The organism is Acidovorax sp. GW823-FHT01C06 (genome assembly GCF_058798375.1).
Genome location: NZ_JBXAKN010000001.1, coordinates 649,923 through 669,025, shown reverse-complemented (window position 1 = coordinate 669,025; position 19,103 = coordinate 649,923). Strand labels below are relative to the sequence as shown.

Annotated in this window: 22 protein-coding genes; 12 read left to right on the top strand and 10 right to left on the bottom strand. The window is 69.1% G+C overall.

Annotated elements, in window-relative coordinates; all coding sequences use genetic code 11:
- Positions 1-3 precede the first annotated feature (3 nt).
- A complete protein-coding gene (locus AC1RCS_RS03065; protein ID WP_492246358.1) occupies positions 4-1,989 on the bottom strand; it encodes a lytic transglycosylase domain-containing protein in 1,986 nt (661 codons plus the stop codon).
- A 14-nt stretch (positions 1,990-2,003) separates the two neighbouring features.
- On the opposite strand from AC1RCS_RS03065, the gene AC1RCS_RS03060 reads away from it, so the two are divergent.
- The 3 genes from AC1RCS_RS03060 to AC1RCS_RS03050 all read left to right on the top strand — a co-directional run bounded on the left by AC1RCS_RS03060 (position 2,004) and on the right by AC1RCS_RS03050 (position 3,724).
- Complete coding sequence (locus tag AC1RCS_RS03060) at positions 2,004-2,576, top strand: 5-formyltetrahydrofolate cyclo-ligase (protein WP_218293142.1); 573 nt, start codon at positions 2,004-2,006, stop codon at positions 2,574-2,576.
- A gap of 138 nt (positions 2,577-2,714) precedes the next feature.
- A complete protein-coding gene (locus AC1RCS_RS03055) occupies positions 2,715-3,407 on the top strand; it encodes a glutathione S-transferase family protein (protein ID WP_492246357.1) in 693 nt (230 codons plus the stop codon).
- Between the two features lie 8 nt (positions 3,408-3,415).
- Positions 3,416-3,724: an NIPSNAP family protein gene (locus tag AC1RCS_RS03050; protein ID WP_492246356.1), complete on the top strand. Its 309-nt coding sequence runs from the start codon at positions 3,416-3,418 to the stop codon at positions 3,722-3,724.
- Between the two features lie 24 nt (positions 3,725-3,748).
- Here AC1RCS_RS03050 and AC1RCS_RS03045 read toward each other — a convergent pair whose 3' ends face one another.
- Positions 3,749-4,204, bottom strand: a complete 456-nt coding sequence (locus tag AC1RCS_RS03045; protein ID WP_492246355.1) for a hypothetical protein — start codon at positions 4,202-4,204, stop codon at positions 3,749-3,751.
- Positions 4,205-4,249: 45 nt separating this feature from the next.
- Here AC1RCS_RS03045 and AC1RCS_RS03040 point away from each other — a divergent pair, with 45 nt between their 5' ends.
- Complete coding sequence (locus tag AC1RCS_RS03040) at positions 4,250-5,503, top strand: multifunctional CCA addition/repair protein (RefSeq protein WP_218293138.1); 1,254 nt, start codon at positions 4,250-4,252, stop codon at positions 5,501-5,503.
- Positions 5,504-5,637: 134 nt separating this feature from the next.
- On the top strand, positions 5,638-6,096 hold the full coding sequence (locus tag AC1RCS_RS03035) for a GNAT family N-acetyltransferase (RefSeq protein ID WP_218293137.1): 459 nt from the start codon (positions 5,638-5,640) through the stop codon (positions 6,094-6,096).
- Between the two features lie 35 nt (positions 6,097-6,131).
- Here the strand turns inward: AC1RCS_RS03035 and AC1RCS_RS03030 are convergent, their stop codons facing one another.
- Positions 6,132-6,773 carry an NrsF family protein gene (locus AC1RCS_RS03030; protein WP_492246354.1) on the bottom strand — a complete coding sequence of 214 codons (642 nt, stop codon included), beginning with the start codon at positions 6,771-6,773 and terminating at the stop codon, positions 6,132-6,134.
- Complete coding sequence (locus tag AC1RCS_RS03025) at positions 6,760-7,404, bottom strand: sigma-70 family RNA polymerase sigma factor (RefSeq protein WP_218293135.1); 645 nt, start codon at positions 7,402-7,404, stop codon at positions 6,760-6,762. The genes AC1RCS_RS03030 and AC1RCS_RS03025 overlap by 14 nt, the downstream gene beginning before the upstream one ends.
- 207 nt (positions 7,405-7,611) lie before the next feature.
- Between AC1RCS_RS03025 and AC1RCS_RS03020 the strand changes: the two genes are divergently transcribed.
- The 4 genes from AC1RCS_RS03020 to AC1RCS_RS03005 are packed head-to-tail and all read left to right on the top strand — an operon-like array spanning position 7,612 to position 9,990.
- The gene (locus AC1RCS_RS03020; protein WP_492246353.1) at positions 7,612-7,899 is read left to right on the top strand and encodes a BufA1 family periplasmic bufferin-type metallophore; all 288 of its coding nucleotides are present in this window, start codon (positions 7,612-7,614) and stop codon (positions 7,897-7,899) included.
- Between the two features lie 4 nt (positions 7,900-7,903).
- Positions 7,904-8,749 (top strand): MNIO family bufferin maturase, encoded by an 846-nt coding sequence (gene bufB, locus AC1RCS_RS03015; protein ID WP_492246352.1) that lies wholly within the window; start codon positions 7,904-7,906, stop codon positions 8,747-8,749.
- Positions 8,740-9,507 carry an HvfC/BufC family peptide modification chaperone gene (locus tag AC1RCS_RS03010; protein ID WP_492246351.1) on the top strand — a complete coding sequence of 256 codons (768 nt, stop codon included), beginning with the start codon at positions 8,740-8,742 and terminating at the stop codon, positions 9,505-9,507. The genes bufB and AC1RCS_RS03010 overlap by 10 nt, the downstream gene beginning before the upstream one ends.
- A gap of 9 nt (positions 9,508-9,516) precedes the next feature.
- On the top strand, positions 9,517-9,990 hold the full coding sequence (locus tag AC1RCS_RS03005) for a DoxX family protein (protein WP_492246350.1): 474 nt from the start codon (positions 9,517-9,519) through the stop codon (positions 9,988-9,990).
- Positions 9,991-10,005: 15 nt separating this feature from the next.
- Here AC1RCS_RS03005 and trxC read toward each other — a convergent pair whose 3' ends face one another.
- On the bottom strand, positions 10,006-10,443 hold the full coding sequence (gene trxC, locus AC1RCS_RS03000; protein WP_492246349.1) for a thioredoxin TrxC: 438 nt from the start codon (positions 10,441-10,443) through the stop codon (positions 10,006-10,008).
- Between the two features lie 206 nt (positions 10,444-10,649).
- Here trxC and otsB point away from each other — a divergent pair, with 206 nt between their 5' ends.
- Genes otsB through otsA form a run of 3 tightly spaced genes read left to right on the top strand, consistent with a single transcriptional unit; the run spans position 10,650 to position 14,617 of the window.
- Positions 10,650-11,387: a trehalose-phosphatase gene (gene otsB, locus AC1RCS_RS02995; protein WP_369641323.1), complete on the top strand. Its 738-nt coding sequence runs from the start codon at positions 10,650-10,652 to the stop codon at positions 11,385-11,387.
- A complete protein-coding gene (locus AC1RCS_RS02990; protein WP_492246348.1) occupies positions 11,384-13,189 on the top strand; it encodes a glycoside hydrolase family 15 protein in 1,806 nt (601 codons plus the stop codon). The genes otsB and AC1RCS_RS02990 overlap by 4 nt, the downstream gene beginning before the upstream one ends.
- A 48-nt stretch (positions 13,190-13,237) precedes the next feature.
- Positions 13,238-14,617, top strand: coding sequence for an alpha,alpha-trehalose-phosphate synthase (UDP-forming) (gene otsA, locus AC1RCS_RS02985; protein ID WP_218293127.1), 1,380 nt, complete (start codon positions 13,238-13,240; stop codon positions 14,615-14,617).
- 51 nt (positions 14,618-14,668) lie between these two features.
- Here the strand turns inward: otsA and AC1RCS_RS02980 are convergent, their stop codons facing one another.
- The 5 genes from AC1RCS_RS02980 to AC1RCS_RS02960 form a co-directional block, all read right to left on the bottom strand.
- Positions 14,669-14,863 carry a DUF2905 domain-containing protein gene (locus tag AC1RCS_RS02980; protein WP_056164478.1) on the bottom strand — a complete coding sequence of 65 codons (195 nt, stop codon included), beginning with the start codon at positions 14,861-14,863 and terminating at the stop codon, positions 14,669-14,671.
- A gap of 105 nt (positions 14,864-14,968) precedes the next feature.
- Positions 14,969-15,844 (bottom strand): ABC transporter permease, encoded by an 876-nt coding sequence (locus AC1RCS_RS02975; RefSeq protein ID WP_218340546.1) that lies wholly within the window; start codon positions 15,842-15,844, stop codon positions 14,969-14,971.
- The gene (locus AC1RCS_RS02970) at positions 15,841-16,860 is read right to left on the bottom strand and encodes an ABC transporter ATP-binding protein (RefSeq protein WP_492246347.1); all 1,020 of its coding nucleotides are present in this window, start codon (positions 16,858-16,860) and stop codon (positions 15,841-15,843) included. The genes AC1RCS_RS02975 and AC1RCS_RS02970 overlap by 4 nt, the downstream gene beginning before the upstream one ends.
- 13 nt (positions 16,861-16,873) lie before the next feature.
- Entirely contained in the window at positions 16,874-17,926 is a 1,053-nt protein-coding gene (locus tag AC1RCS_RS02965; RefSeq protein ID WP_492246346.1) for an ABC transporter substrate-binding protein, read from the bottom strand.
- 86 nt (positions 17,927-18,012) lie between these two features.
- Positions 18,013-18,933 (bottom strand): TauD/TfdA dioxygenase family protein, encoded by a 921-nt coding sequence (locus AC1RCS_RS02960; protein WP_492246345.1) that lies wholly within the window; start codon positions 18,931-18,933, stop codon positions 18,013-18,015.
- Between the last annotated feature and the right edge of the window lie 170 nt (positions 18,934-19,103).

Genomic DNA, 19,103 nt, shown 5'->3' with positions numbered 1-19,103 from the left:
GTGTCAGGGAAGGTCCTTGTTCACCTCGGGCGCGGAGGCATCGCGCGGGCCGATGGTGCCCAGGCGGCTCTTGAGCGACTGGGGCTGGCCCGTGAGCATGGCGGCGTAGTTGGTGGTGTTGGACAGCACCTTCTTCACATAGTCGCGCGTTTCGGCAAAGGGCACGTTTTCGGCCCAGATGGCGGCGTCCAGCACCGGGCCGTTGCGCCAGCTGCGCGGGCGCCCCGGGCCAGCGTTGTAGGCAGCCGCCGCCATGGGCATGGAGCCCGCGAAATCGTCCAGCGCGAGCTTGAGGTAGGCCGTGCCGATGGTGATGTTGGTGTCGCGGTCGTTGATCTGGTCGGGCGTGAAGTTGGCGAGGCCGATCTTCTTGGCCGTCCAGCGCGCCGTGGCGGGCATCACCTGCATCAGGCCCGAGGCGCCCACGTGGGAGCGCGCATCCATGATGAAGCGGCTTTCCTGGCGGATCAGGCCGTAGACGTAGGCCGGGTCCAGCCCGATGCCGGTGGCGCGCTCCACCACGGCGCTGCGAAACGGCGTGGGAAAGCGCTGCGTGGTATCCACGACGGCCTTGGTGCGCTCGCTGGTGTTGATGCAGCGGTCCCACACCTCGCGCTGGCACGCGAAGTCGGCGGCGGCCAGCAGCTCGCGGTCGGCCATGCCGCCGCTCTGGTGCAGGTTGGTGGTGTAGTTCCACTCGCGCACGCCCTCGCTGCGCAGGCCGAGCAGGATGGCGTACAGCGCGCGGTTCAGGCCCGGGTTGGCGCGGGCTGCCGCCTTTTCTTCCGGCGTGAGCGGCGCGGGCGCGGGCGGCACGGTGATGCGCTGGCCCAGTTCTTCCAGCGCCAGCTGCTCGTAGAAACCGCGCGTGCTGGCAATGCCTTCGAGCAGCTGGCGCGCCTCGGCGCGCTCCGCGTCGGTCACGCGGCCCGCCAGGAGCGAGCGCGCCTTCCAGTACACCCAGGTGCTTTCCTGGCGCGCCTCGGCGCCCATGGCGTCCACGGCCTTGCCCACTGTCTTCCACTGGCCGGCGCGCAGCGCGGCCCGCACCTTCCAGCCCAGCAGGTCGTCGTTCAGGTCGCTGTCGCGCGTCACGTTGGCGAAGTAGCCGTGGGCGTTGCTGGCCAGCTTCTGCGCGGCGGTCTTGCCGATCACGGCCCAGGCCCAGTTGCGCTCCTCGGACGAGAGGTGCACGCCCCACTTGCTGTCGAGCTGGTGGGCAGCGCCTTCCGGGTCGGTGGTGGCCAGCTTCAGGAGCGCGAGCAGCACCAGTTCCTGCCTGGCCTTGCCGGCGGCCGTGGCGCGCGAGAGCAGGTACTTGGCGGGCGCGTCGAGCACCTCCTTGACCTGCGGCAGCGATTCGGGCGAGACGATCTCGACCGCCGTGCGCACGACGCGGGGGCGGTTGGCCTCCACGCCCAGGCGGGCCTTGCGCCAGATGTCCAGGGCCGACAGCTTCTTGTAGCCATGCAGCTCCCGCGCCGCGTGGGTGCAGCCGTCGTCGCCATCGCGCTGGGCGTACCAGTTGCTGCGCACGTCCTCGGCCACCGTGGGGCTGGCCGTGCCCTTGATCTGGTCGATCAGCAGTGCGTAGCAGCGCACCTCGCGGTCGTCCGACATGCGGTAGCCGGGATGCTGCTCGGCGAACTGGCCCCAGTCGCGCCGCTGGCCCAGCAGCAGCAGCCAGTCGTTGCGCAGGCGGTCTTCCTGGTAGCTGCCCGCGTAGCGCTGCAGGAAGGACTGGATCTCCGATGGCGACGCCTCGCCCAGGCGCAGCTTGAGCTCCCAATAGGCCGCCCAGGGCTCCAGCGCATGGCCGCGTGCGGCGGGCAGGAGCTGCTCGAGTTTCTTGCGGTCTCCCTTGCGGAAGGCCTGCTGCATTTCGAGCAGGGTATCGTCACCACGGTTTTGCGCCATGACAAGGGGCGCGGTGGCGGCCAGCAGGCTGGCCGCGACAAGGGGTGTCAGAATCGCTCTGAGAAATTGCATGGGGGAATTATCTGATGGACAAAGCAGCCCTTCGGCGCGCGTTGATAGAAGAACGCCTCAACCTGCCCGACCGCCTACAGCGGGCCGACCTGTTACAGCAGGTGATGCGCATCTGGCTGGTCAACCGGCCCGACACCGTGATCGGCGCCTACTGGCCCATCAAGGGCGAATTCGACCCCCTGCCCGCCCTGCACCGCTGGAAGGAAGACGGCGAGCTGCTCGATGAACCCCAACTGCGCCGCATCGGCCTGCCGGTGGTGAACAAGCTGCACAAGACCCTCACCTTCCACGCCTGGTACCCCGGCTGCCCCATGGAGGAAGACGCCTACGGCATCCCCAAGCCCAAGGACACCGAGGTCATCGTGCCCACCCTGCTCTTCGTGCCCTGCGTGGGCTACGCGCCGGGCGGCTACCGGCTGGGCTATGGCGGCGGCTTTTACGACCGCACCCTGGCCACGCTGCAGCCCAAGCCGTTCACCGTGGGCCTGGGCTTCACCCATGGCTACCTGGACGACTTCGAGCCCGAAGCGTTCGACCTGCCGCTCGATGCCATCCTGAACGACAACGGCGTGGTCTGGCCGGTCTGAGCCGCCAACAGGGCCCGCACGGCCCGTGATGCGTGCCGCGCATCATTGGGGCCGTGTTTTCGCATCGCTGGCGCGCGCCACTGCCGCTAGCATGGCGGGCTGGCTTTCTTTTCTCTGATTTCCATCGGCAGGTGCCCCATGCTCAAGCTCTATATCGGCAACAAGAACTACTCGTCCTGGTCCATGCGCCCCTGGGTGCTGCTCAAGCAGGCGGGCATCGTGTTCGAGGAAGTGCGCGTGCGCTTCGACAGCTTCGAAGCCAATTCAGAATTCAAGCGCGCCATCGGCGCCGTGAACCCCACGGGCAAGGTGCCCGTGCTGGTCGACGGCGACCTGGTGGTGTGGGACACCCTGGCGATTGCCGAATACGTGGCCGAAACCCACCCCGCCCAAAAGCTCTGGCCCGCCGATGCCAAGGCCCGTGCACGCGCCCGCAGCATCTGCGCCGAGATGCACAGCGGCTTCACCGCCCTGCGCAGCCACTGCCCCATGAACATCGAGGCGAACCTGGCCGACACCGGCGCCTTGATCTGGCGCGACCAGGCCGGCGTGCGCGCCGATGTGCAGCGCCTGGTGGACATGTGGAGCGCGCTGCTGCAGGAACACGGCGGCCCCATGCTGTTCGGCCAATTCACCGTGGCCGACGCCTACTTCGCCCCCGTGTGCATGCGCCTGCACACCTACGCCCTGCCCGTGCCACCCCACATCGCCGACTACGTGCAGCGCGTGCGCGCCCTGCCCGGCGTGAAGGCCTGGATCGACGAGGCCCTGGCCGAGAAGGACTTCCTGGACTTCGAAGAGCCCTACCGCCTGCGCCACACGCAAGGCTGAGCAGCACCATGGCCGTCACCATCTACCTGCGCTACGTGCTCAACACCAGCAAGCTCAAAGAGTTCGAGCACTACGGAAAACTGTGGATCCCGCTGGTCGAGAAGTTCGGCGGTAAACACCACGGTTATTTCATGCCCAGCGAGGGCGCGAACAACATCGCGCTGGCATTGTTCACCTTTGACAGCCTTGCGGCGTACGAGGTGTACCGCCAGCAGTCGATGCAGGACGCGGACTGCCAGGCGGCGTTCCGCTACGCCGAGGAGACGGGCTGCATCGTGAGCTACGAGCGGAGTTTTTTCAGGCCGGTGTTCAGCTGAACGGGCGCGGGCAGCCCGCCCCCGCTACCGGAACTGCTTGCGCAAAAACGGCTTGTGCCGCGCGATGTGCGCCAACTGCGCCTGGGCGACGGTGCCGCCCAGGTCCTCCTCTTGCGCGTTGAGCACCTGGTTGGCATAGGCCAGCGCACGCGCCACCACCTCTTCGTCGCTCACCCCCTGCTGCGCGGCCAGGTCCAGCGCCACGCGCTTCATGGCGCGCTGCGACAGCATCCACATCGCGCCAAAGGCATCCCACGCGGCCATCGCTTCCTTGAACTTGTCGCGGTCGGCCAGGATTTCGTTCAGCGGCTTGGCCAGGATCTCCTGCAGATCGTCCACCTTGGCTTTCAGGGCTTCGAGCTGCGCCTCGCGCTGCAGGGCCTCGGCGGCCGCGTTGGCGGCCGCGTCGGGCGCCGTGGGCACGGGCACGCTGCCGTCGGGGTTGAGCTGGGCGATGGTGAGGTCGGACGATAGGGGCATGGTGGGCTGGAATATACGGCCGGGGGCCCGGCCTAAACTACACCGATGCAAATCTACATGGTGGGCGGCGCCGTCCGCGACAAGCTGCTGGGCCGGCCCGTGAACGACCACGACTGGGTGGTGGTGGGCGCCACGCCCGAGCAGATGCTGAAGCTGGGCTATCTGCCCGTGGGGCGCGACTTCCCCGTGTTCCTGCACCCCGAGACGCGCGAGGAGTACGCGCTGGCCCGTACCGAACGCAAGAGCGGGCGGGGCTACCGGGGTTTTGTGGTGCAAAGCTCGCCCGACGTGACACTGGAAGAAGACCTGTCGCGCCGCGACCTTACTATCAATGCGATAGCTAGCAGCGCCGATGGGACAAGCGCCACAGGCCTATTTGATCCCTATCTGGGAGCCAGAGACATCGCGGCGCGGGTGCTGCGCCACGTGACGGATGCCTTTCGCGAAGACCCGGTGCGCATCCTGCGCGTGGCGCGGTTTGCGGCGCGGTTCACCGACTTCACGGTGGCGCCCGAGACGATGCAGCTGATGCGCGAGATGGTGCAGCATGGCGAGGCGGACCACCTGGTGGCCGAGCGCGTGTGGCAGGAGCTGGCGCGCGGGCTGATGGAAGAAAAGCCGTCGCGCATGTTCGAGGTGCTGCGCGAGTGCGGCGCGCTGCAGGTGCTGCTGCCCGAAGTGGCGCGCCTGTGGGGCGTGCCCCAGCGGGCGGAGTACCACCCCGAGGTGGACACGGGCGTGCACCTGATGATGGTGCTGGACATGGCCGCCCGCCTGCAATCCCCGTTGACGGTGCGCTTTGCCTGCCTGGCGCACGACCTGGGCAAGGGCACCACGCCCGCCGACGTGCTGCCGCGCCACATCGGGCACGAGGAGCGCAGCGCCGCGCTGCTCAAGGACGTGGCCGAGCGTCTGCGCGTGCCCGTGGACTGCCGCGAGACGGCCGAGGTAGTGGCCCGCGAGCACGGCCACATCCACCGCAGCAACGAGCTGTCGGCCGCCGCCCTGGTGCGGTTGCTGGAGCGCTGCGACGCCATTCGCAAGCCTGCGCGCTTTGCCGACATCCTGCTGGCCTGCGAATGCGATGCGCGCGGGCGCCTGGGGTTCGAGGAATCGGCCTACCCGCAACGCCCCCGGCTCCTGGCCGTGCTGGGTGCCGTGCAGTCGGTGGCCACGCGCGACATTGCCGCGCAGGCGGCGGCCAAGGGCCTGAGCGGCCCGCAGGTGGGCACGCTGATCCACCAGGCGCGGGTGGCGGCGGTGGCGCGGTGGCAACACCCCCGCAGCGAGGCTGACTGACCCCGCGCAAAACGCCGCCACAGCGCGGGCAGAACCCTGCCTACAATCCGCGTCCGCTCGCACCCCCTCCGGGGTGCGCCTCTTGCCAGCCCCGGGGGCGCATTTTCGCGCCCCGCGGCCCTCTCCACGCCTCCATGACCACTGTGCACATCCGCCTGGCCACCCCGGCCGATACCGACACCATCGCCCCGCTGTTTGATGCCTACCGGCAGTTCTACGAGCAGGCGCCGGACCTCGCCGGAGCACGGGCATTCATTGCGGAGCGGCTGGAGCGCGCAGAGTCGGTGATCCTGCTGGCGCAGGACGCGTCCCGGGCGGCAGTGGGCTTTTGCCAGCTGTACCCCACGTTCTGCTCGGTGGAGGCGGCGCCCATCTACACGCTGTACGACCTGTTCGTGGCCCCCACGGCGCGCAAGGCGGGCGCCGGGCGCAGCCTGCTGGTGGCCGCCGAGGCCACGGCCCGCGCCCACGGCAAGGTGCGCATGGACCTGACCACGGCGCACACCAACACCGCCGCGCAGGCGCTGTATGAATCGCTGGGGTGGACGCTGGACACGGTCTTTCGCGCCTACAACAGGCGGGTGGCGGCCTGAGCGGCGGCCCGCCGCCGGGCCTGCGCCGATAGCGGCTACCAGCGCAGCAGGCGCGGCCCCAGCACGGCCCCCAGCGCCGTCGGGATGGCCATGCCCGCCAGGTACCAGACCGCCAGGAACGGCGCGGCCATCTCGGGGCAATGCAGGGCATACACCAGCGCGCCCAGCGCGCCCGCGAGCAGGCCGGCACCCGCGCCCGTCCAGGCCAGGCGCGTGGGTGCGGCACCCCTGAGGGCCCAGAAGCCCGCGGCCAGCGCAGGCACCGACAGCGCGGCGATATTGAACGGACAGGTGCGCCAGGTGCTGCCCAGGATGAGCGGCACCCGCTCCGCCGCCGTCACCTGTGACAGGGCCAGCAGGGCCAGGGCCCACAGCAGCAGCGGCGGCACCGCCAGCAGCAGCGCCGCAGGCCGCACCGCCATGCCCGGCCGGGCCATGCGGCGCAACAGCGCCAGCCCGGCGGCGGCCAGTGCAGCGGCAAACACCAGCTTGCCCCAGAACATGGGCTGCGCCAGGGTCGCCGGCAGGTCCGGGCGCAGGCCGAACAGGCCCAGTATCAGCACCCCGGCACCGGCAATGCCCACGGCGGCGGCCACGGCAAACCGTTGCTCTATCGCGGTGGTCCGCACCGGTCCGCCATCAGCGGCCAGCAGGTGGATCAATTCATCGGTTTTCATGCCATTCCTCCTGGGACTTGCGCAAATCAGGACGCGCCAACGACCCGTCGGCCGTGGCGGGCGATTTGCGCAAGCCCTGTTTTGCGTGAGTCATATCCCTCATCCTGGCGGCCAGGGCCTTGAGCCCCCGGTGCACGCCGACCTTGACGGCCGACTCCGACAGCCCCGTGAGGCGCGCCGTCTCGATCACCGACAGACCTTCCAGCTTCACGTACTCGATCGGCAGGCGCTGCTTGTCCGGCAAGGTGCGCAGCAGCTGCCCCAGGTCGCGCCGGGCTTCGGCGGCCTCGCTGTCGCTGCTGGCAAACAGCTCGCTGGCATCGTCCAGCGGGTCGTTGCGCCCTTCCTTCACGGCGTGCGAACGCAGCCAGTCGATGAGCTTGTAGCGCGCAATCGCATGCGCCCAGGCCGTCACCGGCATCTCGGGCCGGTAGGTGTGGCGCTGGTTGTGCACCGCCAGCAATGTTTCCTGCACCAGGTCCTCCACCTCATCGGGCCGCTGCGCCAGGCGGCGGCGCAGGAAGGCGCGCAGGTGCGCGCTCAGCTCCTTCAGAAAGCGCTGGTAAGCGGCTGCATCGGCATCCAGCCCCTGCAGCAGCAAACCGCGCAGGCGCTCTTCCACAATCTCCATGGCGTCTCCCTGCAGGCAATTCGTATGCCGGGGCCAACGGGTTACAGGCACCGCAAAAAATTTTCTTGCACTGCCACCGCATTTTTTTGCGCAGCACCGTAACCGGCCCGCCGCACTGCGCGAATTACAACGCAGATCGGGCAGCTGGAATCCACCTTCGTGCAGCGCCCCGGTCGGATGCAACCCTCAACCCTTGGAGATCCCACCATGACCACACGCACCCTCAGCCTCGGCGCCCTGGCCCTTGCCGCCCTGGCCTCTGGCGCCGCCATCGCCCAGACCGCCCCGATGGACGGCGCCAAGCCCGCCATGGAGAAGTGCTACGGCGTCTCGATGGCCGGAAAGAACGATTGCGCCGCCGGCCCCGGCACCACCTGCGCCGGCACCTCGAAGATGGACTACCAGGGCAACGCCTGGAAGTTCGTGCCCGCGGGCACCTGCGCATCGATCAGGACGCCCAAGGGCATGGGTTCGCTGACACCCGCCAAGGCCTGAGGCCATGGCGCTTCCCACCGCTGGCCTGGGCCTCAAGCCCCCGCACTACGACGAGGCGCTGCGGTGCACCGCCCCCGGCCTGTGGTGGGAGGTGCACCCCGAGAACTACCTGGCCGACGGCGGCCCGCGCCTGGCCTGGCTGGAAGCCATCCGCGCGCGCCACCCCGTGGCGCTGCATGGCGTGTCCCTGTCGCTCGCTGCCGATGAACCGCCCGACACAGCGTACCTGGCCCGCCTGGCCGCACTGGCGCGGCGCGTGGAACCCGTCCTGGTGTCCGAACACCTGGCGTGGTCCCGCTGGCGCGGGCAGTACCTGCCCGACCTGCTGCCGTTTCCCCGCACGCACGCGGCGCTGCACCGCATCGCTGGCAACATCGCCCGCACGCAGGACGTGCTGCAGCGGCCCATCGCCATCGAGAATCCCACGCACTACCTGCACATCGACGGCCACGATTGGGCCGAAACCGAATTCCTGGCCGAGCTGGTGCGCCGCACCGGCTGCGGCCTGCTGCTGGACGTGAACAACGTCCATGTCAGCGCGAACAACCTGGGCTGGCGCGCGCAGGCCTACCTCGACGCATTCCCTCTGCACGCCGTGGCCGAGATTCACCTGGCGGGCCACCACGCCGACCCGGTGCATGGCAACGCCTTGCTCATCGACAGCCACGACGCCCCGGTGGCCCCCGCCGTGTGGGCGCTGTACCAACGCGTGATCGAGCGCACAGGTCCCATCCCTACCCTCATCGAGCGCGATGGCAACCTGCCCGGCTTCAGTGAACTGCTGGGCGAGCGCGACCAGGCCCACCACGCACTCATGGCCGCGCACGCCGGGGCGGCCGCATGCAGCTGACCGAATTTCAGGACGGTTTCTCGGCCGCCGTGCTCGGCACCGGCCGTGCCCCGACCACCGCGTGGTCAGCGGCCCTGGAGGCCCAGCCCGGCTTTGCCGTGTACCGCAACACCGTGCTCAAGGGCTGCATCGACGCCCTGCAGGCCAGCTACCCCACGGTGTGCCAGCTGGTGGGCGAAGACTGGTTCCGCGCGGCAGCGGGGGTGTATGCCCGTGCGCGGCCGCCCCGTGACGGGCTGCTGATGGACTACGGCGCGGGGTTTGGCGGTTTTCTGGCCGGGTTTGAACCGGCCGCCGGGCTGCCCTACCTGCCCGCGGTGGCGCGCCTGGACCGCTGCTGGACCGAATGCCACCTGGCGGCGGATGCCACCGCCGTGGACCGTGGCTGGTGGGCCCGGCAAGCGCCCGGTGCGCTGCCCGGCATGCGGCTGCGGCCGCACCCCGCAGCGCGCTGGCCCTGGTGCGACGAACACCCCGCCTACGCCCTGTGGCAAAGGCACCGCGATGGCCTGGACATCCCCACGCACCTGGCCTGGGTGGGTGATGGCGGCCTGCTCACCCGGCCCCGGGCCGAAGTGGCATGGCGCCCCCTATCGCGTGCGGGGATGGCCCTGCTGGACGCCTGTGCCGGGGGCCTGCCCCTGGAGGCTGCCGCCACCCGCGCACTGGCCACCGACCCCGCCACCGATCTTGCCGCGCTGATGGGCGCCCTGCTGGACGCGGGCGCCCTGGTCCAGCCCCCTTCACACACAGGCTGAGGAGCCCCCATGGCAACAACCACCCACCTCCCCACCGCCCCCGCCAAAGGCCCCCGCGTGCTGCTGGCACGGCTGGCCGATGCCGCCGCCCGCCTCACCCCGCACGGCCTGCTGGCCCTGGTCAACCGGGTGGCGGTGGCGGGCATCTTCTGGCGGTCGGCGCGCACCAAGGTCGAGGGCTGGTTCACCCTCTCCGACAGCGCCCATGCGCTCTTCCGCGAGGAGTACCGGCTGCCCCTGATCGCGCCGGAGCTGGCTGCGCAGATGGCCACCGTGGCCGAACATGTGTTCCCTGTCCTTCTGGTGCTGGGCCTGTGCACGCGCCTGTCCGCACTGGCCTTGCTCGGCATGACGCTGGTCATCCAGGTGTTTGTCTACCCCGATGCCTGGCCCACGCACCTGTCGTGGGCGGGGTTGCTGCTGTACCTGGCGGGGCGCGGCGCGGGCAAGATGTCGCTCGACCGGGCGCTCGGAATTCGCTGACGCGTGGGCTTTTTTTTAGCCCGCCGCCGTCCGCACCCAGCGCACGATGTCCGCCGCGCCAAGTGCCCCCGAGATGCGCGCCACCTCGCGCCCCTGCTGGAAGAGGATCATGGTCGGAATGCTGCGGATCGCATAGCGCGCCGCGATGGCCTGGTGCTCTTCGGTGTCGAGCTTGGCCAAGCGCACGCGCGGCTCCAGCTCGCTGGCGGCCTGCGCGAACGCCGGGGCCATTTGCCGGCATGGCCCGCACCACGGCGCCCAGAAATCGACCAGCACCGGGATGTGGCTTCGGCCCACATGGCGATCAAAAGTGTCGGCGTCGAGCGCAAGCGGCGCGCCCGCGAACAGGGGCTGGTGGCATTTGCCGCAGTCGGGCGCGCTGGCCAGGTCGGCGCCTTGCACGCGGTTGGTGGTGTGGCAGTGCGGGCAGACGATGTGCAGGGCGTCGGTCATGCGGTGGACGTGGTGGGTGGAGGGGTAAGCGGATCGGTTCCTTTTGCACAGTGCGGCCAAGGCGCGGCATTTCAAGCCGCGGCCGGCAACTCTTCGCCCGGCGCAAACCCGCGCACGGCCAGTGGCAGGAAGTTACGCACGATTACCACGGCCAAAGCCCCCTTCCACGGGAGGCGGTTTAGCGCCATCTGCTAAGGTCGTGCCCCATGCAGCTGCTCCCGTTACTGACAACTGCCCATGCGCTTTTTCTCGATTTCGACGGCACGCTGACCGAGTTGGCACCGCGCCCCGAGGCGGTGCGCGTAGCCTCCGGCCTGGTTCCCACACTGGCGTCCCTGCATGCCCATCTGGGGGGGGCGCTGGCCATCGTGACCGGGCGGCCCGAGTCCGACATCGATGGATTCCTCGCGCCGCTGCGCCTGCCGCTGGCCAGCGAACACGGGGCGCAATACCGCCTGGGCGACACCTCCCACCCCGCCATCGAGCCGCCGGACCTGGCGCCCGTCCTGCAGGCTGCGCGGAACCTCGCGGCGCGGCACCCCGGCCTGCTGGTGGAGGCCAAGCGCGCCAGCGTGGCCCTGCACTACCGCCTGGCCCCCCCGCTGGAAGCGTTGTGCCACGACACCCTGGTGCGCGCGATGCAGCACGTGGACGGCGTGGAACTGCTGCGCGGCAAATGTGTCTTTGAAGTCAAGCCCCGTGGCGTCCACAAGGGCCAGGCCATCGTCGACTTCATGACCCAGCCGCCGTTCGCGGGCCGCACGCCGGTCTTCGTGGGCGACGACGTCACCGACGAGGCCGGCTTTGCCGCCGTGCAGGCGCTGGGGGGATGGGGCATCAAGGTCGGCGAGGGGCCGACCATGGCACAACACCGCTGCATGACATCCGCCGCGCTGCGCGGCTGGCTGTCTTCTGCACGCACCACCTGGGAGCGCGAACGATGAACACGCCAGCCACCGAACCCCAGCCCGGGTCCTTGAACCTGGGCATGATTGGCAACTGCGCCATCAGCGCGCTGATCGACGACCACGCCCGCATGGTGTGGTGCTGCCTGCCCCGGTTCGACGGCGACCCGGTCTTCAACGCCCTGCTGCAGCCCGGCGATGAGGGCGGCCACTTCGCCGTCGAACTGGAAGACCTGGCCTCGGCCCACCAGTGGTACGAGCCCAACACCGCGATCCTGCGCACGCAGCTGTTCGACAAGGCCGGCCACGGCATCGAGATCACCGACTTCGCACCGCGCTTCTACAGCCGCTCGCGCTACTTCCGGCCCATGACGCTGGTACGCCGGGTGCGCCCCATCCAGGGCGCGCCGCGCATCCGCGTGGCGCTCAAGGTGCGCTACGACTGGGGGCAGACGGAACCCCGGATCACGCGCGGCAGCAACCACATCCGCTATGTAGGCGAGGGCATGACGCTGCGCCTGTCCACCGATGCGCCGGTCTCGCACGTGCTGTCGGGCCAGGCCTTCGTGCTCACGCGCGAGCACAACTTCCTGCTGGGAGCCGACGAGACGCTGGTGGAGGGCATCGCCGACACCGCCCGCCTGTTCGAGCAGGAAACCACCTCGTACTGGCGCAACTGGACCCGCGCCCTGGCCGTGCCGCTGGAGTGGCAGGACGCGGTGATCCGCGCGGCCATCACGCTCAAGCTCTCGCTGTACGAGGACACGGGCGCCATCGTGGCGGCCATGACCACCAGCATCCCCGAATCCGCCCACAGCGGGCGCAACTGGGACTACCGCTTCTGCTGGCTGCGCGACGCGTTCTTCGTGGTGCGCGCGCTCAACAGCATCTCCGAGGTCGGCACCATGGAGGACTACCTGCGCTGGCTCAGCAACGTGGTGGTGGAAGGCGGCGACGGCCACATCCAGCCGCTGTACGGCATTGGCCTGGAGCACGACCTGCCCGAAAGCCTCGTGCCCCAGCTGGCGGGCTACCGGGGCATGGGCCCCGTGCGCGTGGGCAACCAGGCGGCCGAGCATTTTCAGCATGACGTGTACGGCAACATCGTGCTGGGCGCGGCCCAGGCCTTCCACGACCACCGCCTGCTGCACCGCGCGGGCCTGGCCGAATTCACGCGGCTGGAGCAGGTGGGCGAGAACGCGGTGCGCGTCTATGGCCAGCCCGATGCGGGCATGTGGGAGCTGCGCACGCGCGCCCGGGTGCACACCTCGTCCGCGCTGATGAGCTGGGCGGCCTGCGACCGGCTGGCCAAGATCGCCGCCACCCTGCAACTGGCAGACCGCGCCAGCCACTGGCAGCAGCATGCGGACCGCATGCGCGCCGAGATCCTCGACAAATCCTGGTGCGAAGCGCGCCAGGCGTTCGCCGAAAGTTTTGGCGGCCATGAACTCGATGCCAGCGTGCTGCTGATGGCCGAGGTCGGCCTCATCGACCCCAGGGACCCGCGCTTCGTGAGCACCGTGGAGGCCATGGAAAAGAGCCTGTGCGACGGCCCCTACATGCGCCGCTACGAGGCGGCCGACGATTTCGGCAAGCCCGAGACCGCCTTCAACATCTGCACCTTCTGGCGCATCGACGCGCTGGCGCGCATCGGCCGCAAGGCCGAGGCCCGCGCCATCTTCGAGACCATGCTGGCCGCGCGCAACCCGCTGGGCCTGCTGTCCGAAGACACGCACCCCGAAACGCGCGAGATGTGGGGCAACTTCCCGCAGACCTATTCGATGGTGGGCGTGATCAACGCCGCCGTGCGCCTGTCCGCGCCCTGGGACAGCGTGATTTGAGGCGCTGTCCGACAGGCGGCGCCCCCCAACCCCGCCGATGATCGGGGGATGAGCCGCCTCGTCGTCGTATCCAACCGCATCGCAGACCCCCGCAAACCCGCAGCCGGGGGTCTGGCCGTGGCACTGGGCGACACCCTCAACCGCACGGGCGGCCTGTGGTTTGGCTGGAGCGGCAACATCGCGGAGGCGGGCACGCCCGGCGAAGGCGAGCTCCAGACCCGCCAGGCGGGCCCCGTGACGCTCGCCACCGTGGACCTGTGCCGCGAAGACCATGACACGTACTACCACGGCTACAGCAACAGCGTGCTCTGGCCGGTGTTCCACTACCGGCTGGACCTGGCGGACTTCAACACCCGCTACATCGCGGGGTACCGGCGCGTGAACCAGATGTTCGCGCGCAAGCTGCTGCCCCTGCTGCGCGACGACGACATCATCTGGGTGCACGACTACCACCTGATTCCGCTGGCCGCCGAGCTGCGTGCCATGGGCTGCAGGCAGCGCATCGGCTTCTTCCTGCACATCCCCATGCCGCCGCCGCTCATCATGGCGGCCATCCCGCAGCACGAATGGCTGATGCGCTCGCTGTTCGCCTACGACCTGGTGGGCCTGCAGAGCGAAGCCGACGTGTCGCACTTCACGCGCTACGTGCGCAACGAAGGCAGTGCCGAGGAGGTGGATGCCCAGCGCCTGCGCGCCTTTGGCGCCACGGTGCACGTCAAGGCCTTTCCCATCGGCATCGACGTGGACGAGTTCACGCGCCTCACGCAGGCCCCCGACGCGGTGGAAACCTACGAGAACATGCGCGACGAGTACTCGCGCCGGCGCCTGCTGCTGGGCATCGACCGGCTGGACTACTCCAAGGGCATACCGCACCGCGTGCGCGCCTACCGAGAGCTGCTCGACCGCTACCCCGAGAATCGCAACAGCGCCACCATGATCATGATCGCCTCGCCCTCGCGCGACGACGTGCATGCCTATGCCGACCTGCGCCAGGAGCTGGAGGGGCTGTGCGGTGCGGTGAACGGCGACTATGGCGAGCTGGACTGGATGCCGGTGCGCTACATCCACCGCATGGTGGCGCGCAAGCGGGTGCCGGGGCTGTGCCGCGCCGCCGCCGTGGGCCTGGTCACGCCGCTGCGCGACGGCATGAACCTGGTGGCCAAGGAATACGTGGTGGCGCAAGACCCGGACGACCCGGGGGTGCTGGTGCTGTCCCGCTTCGCGGGAGCGGCCGAGCAGCTCAAGGAAGCGCTGCTGGTGAACCCCTACGACACCCAGGGCATGGCCGACACCATCCAGCAGGCGCTGCAGATGCCGCTGGCCGAGCGCCAGGCTCGCCACCAAAAGCTCATGGCCCGCATCCGCGAACATGACGTGCACTGGTGGCGCAGGTCGTTCCTGCAGGCGCTCCAGGCGGCAGGCGACTGAAGCCGCCACGCGCGGCGGCACATTCTGCCCCGGTGCGCGTGCCGCAGGGGGTCAGAGCAACTTCGTGAGCAGGCTCACCACAAAGCTCAGGAGCAGCGTCGACGCCAAGGGCACGTCCCAGTCCCGGCCCAGCCAGCGAAAGCGCAGGTCGCCGGGCAGGCGGCCAAACCCCATGCGCCTGAGCAGGGGCGACAGCCAGCTCAGCAACATCAGAGCCAGGAAGATGACGAGAAGCCAGCGGATCATGCCCACAGTGTAGGGCTGCAGGCCCGGTCGCCCCCCCACGGCGCGGGCATGCGGCGTGCCCTCACGGCATCCCGCGCCACGAGCGCCGGGCTGGCGCCGACCCCTTCAGCGCTGCACGCCCCAGCGCCGCACCGTCAACCGTTCCAGCGTGTGGAAACCCAGGCTCTCCACCGCCAGGCCGATCAGGATCACCAGCACCAGGCCCCCGAACACCTTGTCGGTGTAGAGCTCGTTGCGGTTCTGAAAGATGTACCAGCCCAGCCCGCCTTTGCCCGACGACGCGCCGAACACCAGCTCGGCCGCGATCAGCGTGCGCCAGGCAAAAGCCCAGCCGATCTTCAGGCCCGACAGGATAGACGGCAGCGCGGCCGGCACCAAGATCTGCAGCACATAGCGGATGCCGGTGAGGCCGTAGTTGCGGCCGGCCATGCGCAAGGTCTCGGGTACGGACTGGAAGCCCGCGTAGGTGTTGAGCGCCAGCGGCCACAGCACCGAGTGGATGAGCACGAAGACCAGGCTGCCCTGCCCCAGGCCGAACCACAGCAGCGCCAGCGGCAGCAGCGCGATGGCCGGCAAGGGGTTGAACATGGAGGTCAGCGTGGACAGCAGGTCGCGCCCGAACTGGGTGGACACGGCCAGCGTGGTGAGCACGAAGGCCCCGAGGATGCCCGCGAGGTAGCCCTTGAGCAGCACCGACAGCGAGATCGCCGTCTTGCCGATCAGCTCGCCCGACGCCAGTCCTTCGACCAGCGCCCTGGCGGTCTGCAGGAAGGTGGGCAGCAGCAGGTCGTTGTCCTGCCAGCGCGCCACCACCTCCCACAGCACGGCCAGCACCGCCAGGATCACGAGCTTGCGCACAAAGGCCTGCTGCCAGATGCGCGCCGTCAGCGGCAGGGGCAACACGGGCGCGATACCGCCCAGCGGCTCCAGGCTGCGCTCGAACTCGGGGCGCACGGGAGGGGTCAGCAGGGAGGCACTCATACGGAAATCTGGAAGGGCAGCGAACCCGCAGGCCGCTGTGGGGGAATGAGCGGCACGCCACCACGGCGGCCAGGTGCCAGAGCTTCGGCATCGGCCTGTACCGACCCCGGCACGGCACCGGCGGCGGGTTCGTCGAACAGCAGGCGGTGGATGCGCTGGGCCGTGGCCTGGAACTCGGTGCCGCCCAGGCTGTGCAGGCCGAACTGGTGGCTGTTGACCTCGGCGCGCAGCCGCCCCGGATGCGGCGAGAGGATGGCGATGCGGTTGCCCACCACCAGCGCCTCCTCGATGGAGTGCGTGACGAAGATCAGCGTGAAGCGGAACTCGTCCCACAGCGAGAGCAGTTCTTCCTGCATGCGCCGGCGCGTGAGGGCGTCGAGCGCGGCAAAGGGCTCGTCCATCAGCAGCACCTGGGGCTGCATGGCCAGCGCGCGCGCAATGGCCACGCGCTGCTTCATGCCGCCCGAGAGCTGGTGCGGATGCACGTCGGCGAACTTGGACAGGCCCACCTTGTCGATGTACAGCGCCGCGCGTTCGGCCGCCTCCTTGCGGCCCACGCTGCGCGAGGCCAGCAGCGGGAACATCACGTTCTCGCGCACGGTCTTCCACGGCGGCAGCTGGTCGAACTCCTGGAACACCACCACCCGGTCGGGGCCGGGCCGCGTGACCGCGCGGCCGCCGAGCAGGATCTGACCCTCGCTGGGCGCGATGAAGCCGGCAATCGACTTGAGCAAGGTGGACTTGCCGCAGCCCGAGGCACCGAGCAGCACGAAGCGGTCGCCCGCAAACACGTCGAAACCCACGCGGTGCGTGGCACGCACCACGCGCTCGCGCGTGCGGTAGTCGATGCTCACGCCCTGCACCTGCAGCAAGGCGGCGTTGGGGCGGGTGGGCGCGGCGGAGGCACGGCCCTCGCCCATGGCCCAGCCCAGTGCCTGCGCCTCGTCCTCCAGCGCATTGCGTTCGCTCTGCAGCGGCGGCGAGAAGGGGCCCATGCGGAGGGTGTGCTCGCTCATGCCCGAGACTCTCTCAGTTGCCCGACGCCGTGTGCGCGTCTTCGAAGAAATAGTCCTTGAGCGCGGTCGGCTGGTTCTTGATGGCGCCCACGCGGTGCAGGAACTGGCCCATGCCCAGCGTGTTTTCGGGGCGCACCTTGAACTGCACCTCGGGGTTCTGGATGATCTTGAGCAGCAGGCCCCGGTCGGTATTGCCGCCCGACACCTTGAGGTAGATGTCGGCCGCCTTCTCGGGGTTGGCGGCGACGAACTTCGCGGCCTCGTCGAGCGCATCGACGAAGGCCTTGTAGGTCTTGGGGCTCTCGGCGCGGAACTTCTCGGTGGCGTAGAGCACGGTGGCCGATGCCGGGCCGCCCAGCACGTCGTACGAGTTGAGGACGATCTTCGCCTTCGGGTTGCCGGCCAGCTCCTGCTCCTGGAAGGGCGGGTTGCCGAAGTGGCCGGTGATCTCGGTGCCGCCCTTGATGATGGCGGCCGCCGCATCGGGGTGCGGCAGCGCCACCTGGAGTTTGTCCAGGCGGTTGAATTCCTTCTCGCCCCAGAGCTTGGCCGAAGCCATCTGCAGCACGCGCGACTGCACCGAGACACCCACGGCCGGCAGCGCGATGCGGTCCTTCTCGCTGAAGTCGGCAATGGTCTTCACGGCCGGGTTGTTGCTCACCAGGTAGTAGGGAAAGTTGCCCAGCGAGGCCACGCCCTTGACGTTCTGGCGGCCCTTGGTGCGGTCCCACAGCGTGAACAGCGGGCCCACGCCGGCACCGGCGATGTCGATGTTGCCCGACAGCAGTGCGTCATTGACGGCCGAACCGCCCGACAGCTGCAAAAACTCGACCTTGATGTCCACGCCCGCGGCCTTGCCGTGCTTCTCGATGAGCTTGTTCTCCTGCGCCACGTTGAGCAGCAGGTAGACGATGCCGAACTGCTGGGCGATGCGCAGCTGGCCTTCGGCGGCATGGGCAGTGGCGCTCAACCCGCCGGCCAGCAGCAGGCCCGTGGCAGCGAGCCACGCGGCGGTCTTGCGGCCAAGGCTTCGGCGGTCAAAACGGTGGTGGGTGGAGGTGGTCATGGAAGTCCTTCAAATCAAAAATCAAACAAAATATGGCCCCAGCGCTTATCCAACAAGCGCTGACAGCTATTAAAAACAGAGCAAACTCAGAAAGGCAGGTCGCCTTCGATCGTGGTTCTGTACAGCTTGCGGCGTTCGGTGTCTGGCGTGCCCGCCGCCAGGTGCATGACAGACCGGTTGTCCCAGAACACCAGGTCGTGCGGCTGCCACGGGTGGCGGTAGGTGAACTCGGGGCGCACGCTGGCGGCGAACAGCTCGGCCAGCAGGGCCTGGCTTTCGTCCTCGGGCAGGCCGACGATGCGCGTGGTGAAGTGCTCGCTCACGAACAGGGCCTTGCGGCCCGTCTCGGGGTGGGTGCGCACCACGGGGTGGATGGAGGGCGCCACCTCGTCGATCTGCGCCTGGGTGAGCTTGGGGCGCCAGGGGCTGCGCGCGCGCAGCTCCTCGTACTTGGCCAGGTAGCTGTGTTCGGCCTGGAGCGGCGCGATGCGCGCCTTCAACGCTTCGGGCAGCGCATCGTAGGCGGCATGCTGATCAGCGAACAGGGTGTCACCGCCTTCGCCCGGCAGCTCCTGCGCATGCAGTAGCGAGCCCAGGCTGGGCTTGTCCTTGTACGACAGGTCAGAATGCCAGTAGTGGCCCGCATCGCCCAGGCCAATGGGCTGGCCCGCAGCGTCCTTGATGTTGGAGACGATCAATATCTCGGGGTGGCCCGCGAGCTGGAAGTTCTTGAGCACGTGGATCTGCAGCGGCCCGAACAGGCGGCTGAAATCGATGTGCTGCTGCGGCGTGATGCGCTGGTCGCGGAACACCAGCACATGGTGGTCCAGGTGCGCGCGGTGGATGCGCGCGAAGTCCTCGCGGCCCAGCGGGCGCGACAGGTCCAGGCCCAGCACCTCGGCCCCCAGCGGGCCGGCTGCGCTCGCCACGGAGCGGATCACCAGGCCTTGCGGTGGCGCGTCGCCATCGGTGGCGGAAAGGGACGGGAATGACGGAACAGCCGACATGGGAGCCTCGTGGGGAATGGGGACAGGCGTGCCCCGACGTCCGCACTCTAGGCCGCGTTGCTTATTCAGGGAACGAAGGTTTTCTCAGTTGTTAACAACCAAAACAGCTAACGTGCCCTGTGGCTCCCACCCGCTATGGCGCTCTGCGGCACGCACATGCCATCATCGCC